Consider the following 13,065-nt stretch of genomic DNA (forward strand, 5'->3'; position numbering starts at 1 on the left):
TCAAGGCTATATGTTCATGAAGACATTTATGATGAGTTCATGGAAAAGTTTGTAGAAAAGACGAAAAAGCTTCAATTAGGAAATCCATTTGATAAAGGGACTCACGTAGGTGCTATTATTGACCGTAATCAACTTGAAACCATTGATGGCTACGTGAAGTCAGCTATCCAAGATGGAGCAACGATTGTAACAGGTGGTAAGGAAGCAGCAGTTGAAGGCTTTGAAAATGGATACTGGTATGAGCCAACGATTATTGCAGATGTTAACCATGACATGAAGGTTGTAAAAGAAGAAATCTTTGGACCTGTAGTGGTTGTCATGAAATTCAAGGATGAAAAGGAAGCTATTAAACTAGCTAATGACAGCGAGTTTGGCTTAGGATCTGCCCTTTGGACAAAAGATTACGCACGTGCAACACGCGTGTCGAAACAAATCCAAGCTGGTATTGTCATGGTAAACTGCCCATTCTCAGCCTTCCCTGGCACGCCATTTGGTGGTTACAAACAATCAGGATTTGGACGCGAGCTGTGTGTTGAAACACTTGATCTTTACACTGAAACGAAAAGTGTCATATCCTATTTTGGAAGTCGCCCATTAAATCCGTTTGGAGTTTAGTATATTTATAGAAACGAGCACTACTAAAAGTGCTCGTTTCATTTCTAACAGATATTGCTTATGAGGTGAAAATAATGAATCTATTAATCGAACGTAACAACCATATTGTAACTGTAACACTGAATCGAGAAGAGGCTCTTAATTGTTTTAATTATGAGACACTGCAAGAGCTTGGAAATGTAGTTGATAGTTTAGCAACAGAAAAAGAGGCAAGAGTTATTATCTTTACAGGTGCTGGTGGTAAGGCTTTTAGCGCAGGTGCTGATTTAAAGGAAAGAAAGCATTTAACCGAGCAAGAAGTTAAACGAAATGTAAAAAAAATAAGAGAAGTATTTGATGCAGTGGCTAATCTTCCTCAACCTACAATTGCTGCAGTTAATGGCTATGCATTCGGTGGGGGCTTTGAGCTCATGCTAGCTTGTGATTTTAGAATTGCGGTCGAAGAAGCAAAAATGGGGCTTACAGAGGTGAGCTGGGGAATTATTCCAGGAGCGGGTGGGACACAGCGCCTACCTCGCCTAATCGGTGAAACGAAAGCGAAGGAATTAATCTTTACAGCACGTAAATTCTCTGCAGCACAAGCCCTCCAGGATGGAATCGTTAATTATGTTGTATCAAAAGACCAACTAATGGTAAAGTGCATGGAATTGGCAGAGGAAATGTTAAATAATGCTCCTGTTGCCCTGCAGCAAGCAAAATATGCGATTACCATGGGAATGAATACCGATTTACATTCTGGTCTCCTGATAGAAGGAAAAGCGTACGAATTAACGATTCCTACTAAAGATAGAGTAGAAGCTTTAGAAGCATTTAGTGAAAAGAGAAAACCAGTTTTTAAAGGAGAATAATAGTCCTTATCTTTAAAGTGTTTTATTCTAATAGAATTTATCGTGAGGTATCATGAGTTTTTATCACTGTAACACTTTAACTTGTTAATATATCAGGGGTGTGTTATTGTATTTTTTATTAGTTATGAACATATTCCGTATATACCGTAATCAAAACGTATTAATTCTAGAATTTAAAGGATGACTCGTAATATGAACACAAGATCAATGATATTTACATTATATGGGGATTATATCCGACATTATGGTAATAAAATCTGGATTGGAAGCCTTATTAAACTACTAAATGAGTTTGGCCATAACGACCAGGCTGTTCGTGCTGCTATCTCTAGAATGTCAAAACAAGGTTGGGTAGAGTCTGAAAAACAAGGGAATAAAAGCTACTATTTCCTATCAAGCCAAGGTGTAACCCGTATCGAAGAAGCTGCTAATCGTATTTTCAAGCTAAGACCAGAGAAATGGGATGGTAAATGGAGAGTATTAATGTACACCATTCCAGAGGAAATTCGCAATATTAGAGACGAATTAAGAAAAGAGCTAATTTGGAGTGGATTCGGTACCTTTTCAAACAGTTGTTGGGTTTCCCCAAACAATTTGGACACACAAGTAACCGAGTTAATTAAGAAGTACAATATTAAAGAGTACATTGATTTTTTTGAGGCTGAATACAAAGGACCTCATGATGATCACCGACTAGTTGAAAAGTCATGGAATCTGCATGAAATAAATGAAAAGTATCAAGGCTTCATTTCTGAATATAGCCAAAAATATATCATTGATCGAAATAAAATCCAAAAGGGTGAAATGACCCCTGCTGAATGTTTTGTCGAACGAACAAAATTAGTACATGAGTATAGAAAATTTCTGTTCGTTGATCCCGGTCTTCCTGAAGAACTTCTTCCCGATAAGTGGTTAGGTGGTCATGCAGCGACTTTATTTTCTGATTATTATAAAGAGTTAGCGGAACCAGCCTCGAAGTTTTTTGAAGAAGTCTTTAAAGAAGGTAACACACTTATGAAAAGAGATAAACAATATGATGTACTCAATCACCCATTGATGCTAGATTAAAGAGGATAAGAAAAAACCTATACGGTTTTTACAGGAGAGAAAATAATAAACTTGAGCCCACCAATTAGCACATACTTGGTGGGCTCTTTAATGCAATTCAATAAAGAACTATCCAACTATAATGCATTTAGTCTAATTATATTCTTGCAGGTGATAAATAAATCATCGTAAGTCAAAGAATGTGATAAATAAACTTGGATTTAGGTTTATTGGTGATTGAAAATACAATGATTGAACATTGTCCATTTACGATAATTTTATGAAGTATAATGTAATAGTTTTTTAGGAGGAGAAATAGATGGGCATAAAACATGACCTAGTTTTAGATATTGCTGGAGTTATTGCAACTAATTTCTCACCGATATTCTGGGAGGCTTTATCTTCAATATTTGAAGTTTCTCATGTGGATCTAATAACGTTTAGAACGGAAGTCCGTGAACAGTTATGGACTGGACAAATGAAAGAGCATGAATTTTGGGATAGGTTAGTTGAAAGGTTTCCAACAGTTGATGGAAGATATGCAGCAAACCTGCTATTATCAGTAATAAAACCATTACCTGCTCTTCTAGAAATCCCGTCGTGGAGTAAGCATGCAAATATTCATTTATTAAGTAATCATCGAATTGAATGGGTGAAACATATAATTAAACCTGTTGAGGGCTACGTAAAAAGTATTACTATATCTGGGGAAGTAGGATTTTGTAAACCACAACCCGAAATATACTTAAGTTAATTCTTACTTGAACGGAAAGGTACATGTTTTGTTCGTCGATGATCAAGAGAAAAATCTTATTGAGGCACGGAATATAGGGTGGAATACTCTACTTGCTGACGATAAAGGTGAATGGATAAGCAATGTCAGTCAACAGTTACTAAGCTAAAGGAGCAGTTATCTTTAATTTTTTTGGTAAAACCTAGTCATTAAAGGGGAGGGATAGGGTGAAGAAGTTCTTAGTTTTGTTATCTTTATTGTTATGGAAGGGATTTTGATATGTCCATAATAAATTCATTCAAGAAAGGTGCAGAGAAAATATCTCTGAAAAATAACCAAATTGATTATTTTTCACCTCCCGTTGAATCTTTTGCTGAATGGCATTCGGGTGCTGTTTCGTAGGTGAATTACGATGTTTTTATTCTGTTGAAATTATTGGAAGAGTTTTTATTGTAGATGAAGTTCAACAATCACTGATTAATTTAGTAAAACAAAAGTACTAAAGGTTATTAGTGTAACGGGTTCGTTTATGAAACAACTGTATTCAGAATTCATTTAAAGGTGTGGTGAATAGTGTTACTTTCAGAAACGAGTAAGTTTTCTCGGGGAATATTGTTTGCAGTGATGTATCTACTAAACATTTGTATAACATGGCTTGCATTATCACTTTCTGAATTTATTGTTTCATTATCAAGACTAGATGAGAGTAAAGGATATATGCTTACTAATGTTGAGGAATATCAGATTTTTATTACTCATACTGCCATAATGTTTGTTATCCAATGCCTTATTTTACGCTTTATTTATAAATTCATGAGAAGAAGACAATACAAAAAATTAATCATTACTATTAATATAACTGCTCATTCTTTACTGTTATTGTGGTTTGTGCTTTCGGCTTACATATATACAATAATCTTGGACTAAACCAAATTTCTATGAATAAAGAATTCTAATTCAAAGAGGTAGCAATTCGATTATAATTGCAGGCACTTATCCAGCTTTATAATTCAATGGATTTACTTATGGAGGTTATCATGCGCTTACTCCATATCAAGACGTACACATCATTATAAGAAGGCCATACTTATAAAAGGGTCAATCCTTTGCTCTGTCGAATGTAAAACTGACAGCGCGGGATATATTGTTGTTAATCAAAAAGTGTCTATAACTGAACAATTTGAAGTAACAAAAAAATCACTAGGAAATTTCCTAGTGATTTTTTGTGTCATTTACTAGTCAAATGAGAAATTTATAATGCGTTTAAACTTTCTCTTTTCTTTCTTATTTCTTCATAATTTCCTCTTTAAATTGTTGCCCTTTCTCAACGTACGAATCGATGGAAAGTTGGATTAGCTCAAGGTCTTTATCAGTTAATTCGCGAACTACTTTCCCTGGGGAGCCAACCACAAGTGAACGTGGGGGGATTTTTTTTCCAGGAGAAATTAAGGTATTTGCTCCGATAATACATTCTTCACCTATTTCAGCACCATCTAAAATAGTAGAGCCCATTCCAATGATGGTACGGTTATGTATGGTACATCCATGTAGAATGGCATTATGTCCAACTGTGACTTCATCGCCAATGACTAACGGAGAACCCTCGTATAAATGACAGGTAACATTATCCTGTATACTAGTCTTATTCCCAATCGTAATCGGTCCTTCATCTCCTCTTAAGACCGCATTAAACCAAACAGACGAGTATTCTCCAATCGTTACGTCCCCAATAATATGTGACCCAGGTGCTACAAATACAGAAGGATCCACTTTAGGTGATTTTTGTAAAAATGAATATAACACAGTTTTTCTCCCCCTATCTATTGTCATAATATTTCAATTAGTATAACATTATTTATACGGGGAGGGAAATTATATGAATAAACTAACACAATTTTTACATATAGACTATCCAATAATACAAGGTGGAATGGGTAATATTAGTAATGCTATTTTAACTTCTAGTATATCGAATGCAGGTGGTTTAGGAACAATTGGAGTTGGTACTATGACACCTGAAGAAGTGGAGAGAATTGTCATTGAAACGAAAGAGCATACATCTAAACCAATTGCAGTCAACATTCCAATTTCAGTGACAAAATTTCCAGAAGAGATGGCAGAGCTTGTAATAAAGTATAACGTTCCAATTGTTTCACTTTCAGCAGGTAATCCATCACCATACATTCCAGTATTTAAGCAAAAAGGGATAAAGATTATTTGTGTAGTGGCCACAAAAAAACAAGCAATAAAAGCGGAAGAGGCAGGGGCAGATATACTAGTTGCTGAAGGGTATGAAGCAGCCGGAATAAACTCTACTTTAGAGACCACAACACTGACATTAATTCCTCAAATTGTTTCAAGTGTAAAGATACCCGTTGTTGCTGCTGGAGGTATTGGTGATGGCAGAGGATTGGCCTCAATCTTAGCTCTAGGGGGAAGTGGAGTGCAAATGGGAACAAGATTTATTGCAACGAAAGAAGCTCCATTTCATCCAAACTATAAAGAGGCTTTATTAAAAGCTTCAGATATAGATACCGTAATTGTCGGTAGAACAGTAGGGAAAATTAGGAGGTTAATGAACACTTCTTATGCAAAAAGTCTATTAGAATATGAAAAAACGGGAATTTCTGAAGAGGAGTTTACTAAACTTACTTCAGAGGAGTATCATAAAATAGGTGCGCTGGAAGGAAGACTTGAAGAGGGATTTATTAATAGTGGGCAAATAGCGGGCCTTCTGGATGATCTACCATCAGTCGAGGAACTCATAAAAAGAATGATTCGTGAAGCAAAAGATAGAATTAACGAAATCCAACATTTATTATAAGAGAACCTAGTAAAAAACTAGGTTCTTTATTAATAAATGGATAGAAAACCATAAAATGTAAACATGTATATATATATAATATCTTGAAATAATATATTTTTCTAAAGTACTTAGAAAAATATGGATGAAAAAACGCTATTAATCTAAAATAACATTATTTCACCAAATTTTTTGAAAATTATTGACAATTAACATTTCGTGGTGATAATATAACGTTATAATAACGAAACGTGTGATTTACATCACATTTCTTGAAAACGTTTACAGTATACATACCTATATGTTGAAAATATTAGCAATTTTCCAATACTATTTTTGCTAGTGTTTTTCATATTCATTATTAGAAAACGGATCAGTTTCATTCATATGAATAATGATTTTTTGTTTTCTAACCATCAATTTTTTAATGAAAAAGGGGGATTTTTATGGGAAAGCGTTTTATTAGTATGATGATAGGTTTACTAGTTTTATCTGTAATTCTATCAGGATGTGGTCAAAGTGCATCATCTGACAAACAAATTGTGATTGGTGTTACGCAGATTGTTGAACATCCATCACTTGATGCTGCATTTGATGGCTTTAAACAGGCTCTGGAAGATAACGGTTACAAAGAAGGAGAAAATGTAAAGTATGATGTGCAAATTGCACAAGGTGATATGAATAACAGTCAAACTGTTGCGAATAACTTCGTTGGGGACAAAGTAGATCTTATCTTTGCAAACTCTACACCAAGTGCCCAAAGTGCTTTAAATGCGACAAAAGATATTCCTATTATCTTCACTTCTGTAACAGATCCGATTGGAGCAGAACTAGTCAAGTCATTTGAAGAACCAGGTGGAAACGTAACTGGTTATACTGATACTCACCCAGAAGCAATTGCCCAAACATTTGATTTTATCATTGAAGAAATGGGAGCAAAGAAAGTCGGCGTCATTTATAACGCTGGTGAACAAAACTCCGAGGTTCAAGTCGAAAAAATTAAAGAGATTGCTTCAAGTGCAGGTATAGAGATTGTTGAAGCTTCTGTTTCAACTTCAGCAGATGTAAAACAAGCTACAGATTCACTAGTAGGACGTGTTGACGTCATTTACGTACCAAAAGATAACACAGTAGTGTCAGCGTTAGAGTCAGTTATTTCTGTTGCAAATGATAAAGACATTCCTTTATTTGTTGGAGAGCTAGACTCCATGAAAAAAGGAGCTATTGCAGCAAGTGGATTCAGCTACTTTGATCTTGGATACTCAACCGGACTAATGGCTATTAAAGTGTTAGAAGGAGCCAAACCATCTGAACTTCCTGTAGGTGTTCCAGAAGAATTAAATATCGTTATTAATACTCTTGCAGCAAAGGAGCAAGGTGTGGAAATTAAAGATTCATGGAAAGACCTTGCAGAATTTTACGATGGAGAATAATAGAGAGGATGGATAACTAGTGTTTACTGCCATATTCGGCTCATTTGAGTCAGGAATCATCTACGCCATCATGGCTTTAGGTGTCTACTTATCATTTAGAATACTGAATTTTCCAGACTTGACCGTGGATGGCAGCTTTGTCACAGGTGCGGCTGTTGCAGCAACATTAATATATAGTGGGGTAAACCCAGTTGTTGCAACAGTTACCTCCCTTCTCGTAGGTTTTCTGGCAGGCTGTGCAACTGGTGCTTTACATACGTTTGGGAAAATAAACCCATTATTATCTGGTATTTTAATGATGATTGCCTTATATTCTATTAATTTACGAATAATGGGTAAATCAAACATGCCACTCTTAAATTCGGATACATTGTTCACATCAGTAGAGAATACTTCATCATCTTTAGGGATTGATAGCGTACTAAATAGCATTCTCAGCTTTATTGGATTAGGTGATTCCTTGCCTAGTTCATGGGGACTATTAGTATTCATGGTTATCGTTACATTTTTTATTAAGTTTTTAGTGGATGTATTCTTAAAAACTGAACTAGGATTAGCAATTCGGGCTACTGGGGATAATCAAAAAATGATTCGTAGCTTATCGGCAAACACAAATGGCTTAATTTTATTGGGCCTTGGAATATCAAATGCATTAGTTGCTTTATCAGGTGCACTTATCGCTCAATATGGCGGGTTTGCTGATATCGGTATGGGCATTGGGATGATTATTGTTGGTTTAGCTTCAGTTATTATTGGAGAGGCTTTATTCGGTACGAAGACTCTAGTACGAACGACGCTTGCAGTAATCGGTGGTGCTATAATTTACCGTATTGTTGTCAGCTTAGCACTAAGAGTAGATTTCTTAGAAACCGGAGACGTAAAAATAATAACAGCTACGATCGTTATTCTATCGCTAATTATTCCAAAAATTATGGATGCTTATAGGGAAAGAAAACGCAAGAGACTTAGACTTTTGGAATTACAAAAAGTAGACATTCCTGTATCTGGGGAGGGTGAAAATAATGCTGCAATTAAGTAAGATTCATAAGGTATTTAATGAAGGTACCCCAGATGAAAAGATAGCATTAGATAATATCAATCTTTCCTTAAAGCAAGGTGACTTTGTCACAATTATCGGAAGTAATGGTGCTGGTAAGTCAACACTCATGAATCTAGTCTCAGGGGTATTACAGCCAGATACGGGTACCGTTCTTATTGGAAACAAAGATGTAACCTATTTACCAGAACACAAAAGAGCGAAATTGATTGGACGTGTATTCCAGGATCCGATGGCTGGAACTGCTCCAACCATGACTATTGAGGAAAATTTGGCGATGGCCTTTTCAAGAGATAAAAGGAGAACCCTACGTCGGGGGGTTACAAAAAGTCGTCGCGAATTTTTTAAAGAAGTTTTAGAAAGCTTACATTTAGGACTTGAGAACAGATTTAATGCAAAGGTAGGTTTGTTATCAGGGGGAGAACGACAAGCACTTTCTCTTCTTATGGCTACCTTTACAGAGCCTTCTATTTTGCTTTTAGATGAGCATACGGCCGCATTAGATCCTTCAAGAGCTGAGCTAATCACAAACCTTACAAAGGAAATTGTTGATAAATATGGGTTGACTACCTTAATGGTTACTCATAATATGCAACAAGCAATCGATTTAGGTAATCGACTTATCATGATGGATAAAGGGCAAATTATCCTTCAATTTGAAGAAGAAGAAAAGAAGCAGTTAACAGTGGAGAGATTGCTACAAGAATTCCAGAAAATCCGCGGAACATCTATGACAAACGATCGTGCATTGCTTTCTTAAAATAACATGAGAACAAAGAGAGTAATTAGAATGGTTATTTGTCTATTACTCTTCTTTTTTGCGTAAATATGATGAAGAAGGAGGAGGCGCATGAAACCGGGTATTCAAATAGGAGATTCAATATCAATGGCAATAACAGTCACATCAGATATGTTCGCAAAATTCGATGGTGTGCTTGTGCATCCTGCTTATTCAACAGTCTCCATGGTCTACCATATGGAATGGGTATCTAGGCAAATCATTCTTCCATATTTAGAGGATCATGAGGAAGGAATGGGGAGTGCAGTATCTGTTAAACATATTGCACCATCAATTGAAGGTGCAAATCTAATGATTACCGCAACTGTTACAGCTTATGAATCTAACTTCGTCTTAACGAGAACAGATGTGAAGCATGGATCAAAATTAGTTGGTCTAGGGGAGGTCAAGCAAGTTATTTTACCGAAAGTTAAAATAAATGAGCTCTTACAAACTACAAAATAAAAACAATACCTATTATCGATTCTAGTTATCAATCTAAAAAATCGTGCAATTTATTCTCTTAAAGAGGTGAACAAGGATGAACATGTTTGAAAAAATTAGTGAACATCAACAAGTGGTTTTCTGTAATGACGAGCACACTGGATTAAAGGCAATTATAGCCATTCATAATACGACTCTTGGACCAGCACTAGGTGGTTGCCGAATGCAGCCATATAAATCAGTAGATGAGGCACTCGAGGATGTACTTCGTTTATCTAAAGGAATGACATATAAATGTGCAGCAGCAGATGTCGATTTTGGTGGTGGGAAAGCCGTTATCATTGGGGACCCACTCAAAGATAAAACACCTGAATTATTTAGAGCATTCGGTCAGTTTGTTGATTCGTTAAATGGACGCTTTTATACAGGGACTGATATGGGAACCACACCAGAAGACTTCGTACATGCTCTGAAAGAAACGAACTGCATTGTTGGAGTAGAAGAGGTTTATGGTGGAAGTGGAGATTCATCCGCACCTACAGCTTTAGGGGTTATTTATGGTCTACAAGCAACAAACAAGGCTGTTTGGGGCAGCGAAGACTTACATGGAAAAAGCTATGCTATACAAGGGCTTGGAAAGGTTGGATTTAAAGTAGCAGAAAGATTATTGGAAGAAGGAGCCAATCTTTATGTGACAGACATCCATCAGCATGTCATTGATGACTTGTTAACAAAAGCAAATAAGCTTGGTGTCACTGTAAATGTAGTAAAAGGTAATGAGATTTATTCAGTAGACGCAGATGTATTTATACCATGCGCAATAGGTGGAATTCTGAATGACGATAGCATCCGTGATCTAAAAGTAAAGGCAGTTGTAGGTTCCGCTAATAATCAGTTATTAGAATTAAAACATGGGAAAATACTCCAAGATAAGGGAATCTTATATGCTCCAGATTATATTGTTAACGCTGGTGGACTTATTCAAGTAGCTGATGAGCTATATGAACCGAATAAGGAAAGAGTATTGAGAAAAACAAAGGCAATTTATAACTCATTATTAGATATATATAAACAGGCAGAAGAATCAGGTTTGACGACTGTTGAAGCAGCTAACAGATTTTGTGAAGATCGGATGATGGCTCGAAAAAATAGAAATAGTTTCTTCTCTCATGCAAAACGTCCAAAATGGGATGTTCGAAACTAAATGTGTTGATTTTTTTAAGGGGTGAGGAAATGGAAAAACAATTTCCGATTATTGGAATAGTAGATGGAAATGGTAATGTCATAGGGAAGGATTATGAAGACAAGATTACGAGAGAACTAGCTGAAACATTTTATCAACATCTCATTAGAATTCGTACGTTTGATCGTAAGTGTGTGAGCTTACAGCGTCAAGGTAGAATTGGAACGTATGCACCCTTTGAAGGTCAAGAGGCATCCCAAGTGGGTACTGCTCTAGCACTTAAGGAAGATGATTGGCTGTTTCCTACCTACCGAGATCATGGTGCGGCCATGACATTTGGTCACTCCTTAACGAACATCCTTTTATTTTGGAATGGACGTAATGAAGGCTGTGTTCCTCCAAAGGGGAAGAAGATATTCCCACCAGGGATTCCGATTGCAACTCAAATACCTCATGCCGTCGGAGCAGCGTATGCTGAAATGAAAAAAGGAACTAAAAATGCAGCGATTGTTTACTTTGGTGATGGTGCTACATCAGAAGGAGATTTTCATGAAGGGTTAAATGTAGGAAGTGTTCTTAACGCACCAGTCGTGTTTTTTAATCAGAATAATGGTTACGCCATTTCTGTACCCCTTCATAAGCAAATGAAAACAAAAACAATCGCGCAAAAGGCATTAGCATACGATATACCAGGAATTAGGATCGATGGGAATGATATTTTCACCGTTTATTTTGAAACGTTAAAGGCATTGAATCGAGCTAGAAACGGTGAGGGACCAACATTAATTGAATCTGTAACTTGGAGATATGGTGCACATACAACAGCTGATGATCCAACTAAATACCGTAATCAAGAAGAAAGTTTAAGTAAACGAGAAACAACAGACCCAATCCTTAGAATTGAACGACTTATGAAAAATAAGGGCTGGTATAACGAAGAATGGGTGAAGCAAGTAGAGAGCGACGTGTCGGTCGAAATTGACTCCTCAATTGAAGAGATGGAGAACTATCCAAAGGCAAATCCGAGTGACATGTTCGATTATGTATTTGCTACACCAACTTGGTCCATAACCGAACAAAAAAATGCGTTAATAGCTCAGTTCCAAAGAGGTGAAAACTAATGCAAACATTGGCGAAAACAAATACATTTACTATGGTTCAAGCTATAACAGATGCCATGAGGATCATGTTATCGGAAACGAAGGATGTTATTTTGTTAGGTGAAGATATTGGCCAAAACGGAGGGGTGTTTCGTGTAACAGAGGGATTACAGTCCGAATTTGGTGAAGATAGAGTAGTGGATACACCACTCAGTGAAGCTGGATTTGTAGGTGCAGCCATTGGTATGGCAGTTGCTGGTTTCAGACCAGTTGCAGAAATCCAATTTTTAGGATTTATTTACCCGGCTTATGAACAAATTATGACTCATGCCTCTAGACTTCGTGCGAGAACGATGGGACACTTTACTGTTCCGATGGTAATTCGTGCTCCTTATGGTGCTGGAGTAAGAGCCCCAGAGATACACTCAGATAGCACAGAAGCAATCTTTACCCATATGCCTGGGTTAAAGGTTGTATGTCCTTCCAATCCATATGATGCAAAGGGACTATTGATTGCGGCGATTGAAGATCCAGATCCAGTTTTGTTTCTAGAACCTATGCGCTCTTATCGATCCACAAAGGCAGAGGTTCCAGAAGGTAAGTATACGATCGAAATTGGAATAGGCAGTAGACTGAAAGATGGTGAAGATGTTTCTATTTTCGCTTGGGGAGCAATGGTACCGACCGTTATGAAAGCTGCTGAAGAAATGGAGAAACAGGGTATTTCATGTGATGTCATTGATCTTCGTTCACTTTATCCTTTAGACCGTGATTTAATTATGGATTCTGTTCAAAAGACAGGAAGAACTGTCATCGTGCATGAGGGTCATGCAACAGGTGGAGTTTGCAACGATATTCTATCGATTATTAATGCTACTTCTTTCTTATACCAAAAGGCTCCAACAGAAATGGTTGTTGGATTTGATATCCCAGTGCCATATTTTGGCTTTGAAGACTATTATTTACCAACACCAAGCAGAATCATAGAAGCCATTCAAAAAGTAATGAAGTTCTAGGGGGGACA

At 36.7% G+C, this 13,065-nt stretch carries 13 protein-coding genes; 12 read left to right on the forward strand and 1 reads right to left on the reverse strand.

From position 1 onward, the window contains the following. The 4 genes from ACFSCX_RS11615 to ACFSCX_RS11630 all read left to right on the forward strand — a co-directional run. A partial coding sequence (locus ACFSCX_RS11615; RefSeq protein WP_377928403.1) for an aldehyde dehydrogenase family protein occupies positions 1–615 on the forward strand: 615 nt, incomplete at its 5' end. Between the two features lie 74 nt (positions 616–689). Beyond that, entirely contained in the window at positions 690–1,463 is a 774-nt protein-coding gene (locus ACFSCX_RS11620) for an enoyl-CoA hydratase-related protein (protein ID WP_377928404.1), read from the forward strand. A 192-nt stretch (positions 1,464–1,655) separates the two neighbouring features. Further along, complete coding sequence (gene paaX / locus ACFSCX_RS11625; protein ID WP_377928406.1) at positions 1,656–2,531, forward strand: phenylacetic acid degradation operon negative regulatory protein PaaX; 876 nt, start codon at positions 1,656–1,658, stop codon at positions 2,529–2,531. Between the two features lie 298 nt (positions 2,532–2,829). Next, a complete protein-coding gene (locus ACFSCX_RS11630; protein ID WP_377928407.1) occupies positions 2,830–3,264 on the forward strand; it encodes an HAD family hydrolase in 435 nt (144 codons plus the stop codon). A 1,263-nt stretch (positions 3,265–4,527) separates the two neighbouring features. On the opposite strand, the gene ACFSCX_RS11635 is transcribed toward ACFSCX_RS11630, so the two are convergent. Next, complete coding sequence (locus tag ACFSCX_RS11635) at positions 4,528–5,046, reverse strand: gamma carbonic anhydrase family protein (RefSeq protein ID WP_377928408.1); 519 nt, start codon at positions 5,044–5,046, stop codon at positions 4,528–4,530. A gap of 73 nt (positions 5,047–5,119) precedes the next feature. Here ACFSCX_RS11635 and ACFSCX_RS11640 point away from each other — a divergent pair, with 73 nt between their 5' ends. The 8 genes from ACFSCX_RS11640 (at position 5,120) to ACFSCX_RS11675 (ending at position 13,057) form a co-directional block, all read left to right on the forward strand. Further along, positions 5,120–6,067, forward strand: coding sequence for an NAD(P)H-dependent flavin oxidoreductase (locus tag ACFSCX_RS11640; protein ID WP_377928409.1), 948 nt, complete (start codon positions 5,120–5,122; stop codon positions 6,065–6,067). 425 nt (positions 6,068–6,492) lie between these two features. Next, positions 6,493–7,479 carry an ABC transporter substrate-binding protein gene (locus tag ACFSCX_RS11645; protein WP_377928410.1) on the forward strand — a complete coding sequence of 329 codons (987 nt, stop codon included), beginning with the start codon at positions 6,493–6,495 and terminating at the stop codon, positions 7,477–7,479. A 19-nt stretch (positions 7,480–7,498) separates the two neighbouring features. Further along, positions 7,499–8,518 carry an ABC transporter permease gene (locus ACFSCX_RS11650; RefSeq protein ID WP_377928412.1) on the forward strand — a complete coding sequence of 340 codons (1,020 nt, stop codon included), beginning with the start codon at positions 7,499–7,501 and terminating at the stop codon, positions 8,516–8,518. Beyond that, on the forward strand, positions 8,502–9,296 hold the full coding sequence (locus tag ACFSCX_RS11655) for an ABC transporter ATP-binding protein (RefSeq protein WP_377928413.1): 795 nt from the start codon (positions 8,502–8,504) through the stop codon (positions 9,294–9,296). The genes ACFSCX_RS11650 and ACFSCX_RS11655 overlap by 17 nt, the downstream gene beginning before the upstream one ends. A 90-nt stretch (positions 9,297–9,386) precedes the next feature. Then, complete coding sequence (locus ACFSCX_RS11660) at positions 9,387–9,779, forward strand: thioesterase family protein (protein ID WP_377928414.1); 393 nt, start codon at positions 9,387–9,389, stop codon at positions 9,777–9,779. 76 nt (positions 9,780–9,855) lie between these two features. Further along, positions 9,856–10,962, forward strand: coding sequence for a Leu/Phe/Val dehydrogenase (locus ACFSCX_RS11665; RefSeq protein ID WP_377928415.1), 1,107 nt, complete (start codon positions 9,856–9,858; stop codon positions 10,960–10,962). Between the two features lie 29 nt (positions 10,963–10,991). Beyond that, the gene (gene pdhA / locus ACFSCX_RS11670) at positions 10,992–12,062 is read left to right on the forward strand and encodes a pyruvate dehydrogenase (acetyl-transferring) E1 component subunit alpha (protein ID WP_377928416.1); all 1,071 of its coding nucleotides are present in this window, start codon (positions 10,992–10,994) and stop codon (positions 12,060–12,062) included. After that, positions 12,062–13,057, forward strand: coding sequence for an alpha-ketoacid dehydrogenase subunit beta (locus ACFSCX_RS11675; RefSeq protein WP_377928417.1), 996 nt, complete (start codon positions 12,062–12,064; stop codon positions 13,055–13,057). The genes pdhA and ACFSCX_RS11675 overlap by 1 nt, the downstream gene beginning before the upstream one ends. The last annotated feature ends 8 nt before the right edge of the window (positions 13,058–13,065 follow it).

It is taken from the genome of Bacillus salitolerans, assembly GCF_042680805.1.
Classification (GTDB): domain Bacteria; phylum Bacillota; class Bacilli; order Bacillales; family SA4; genus Bacillus_CJ; species Bacillus_CJ salitolerans.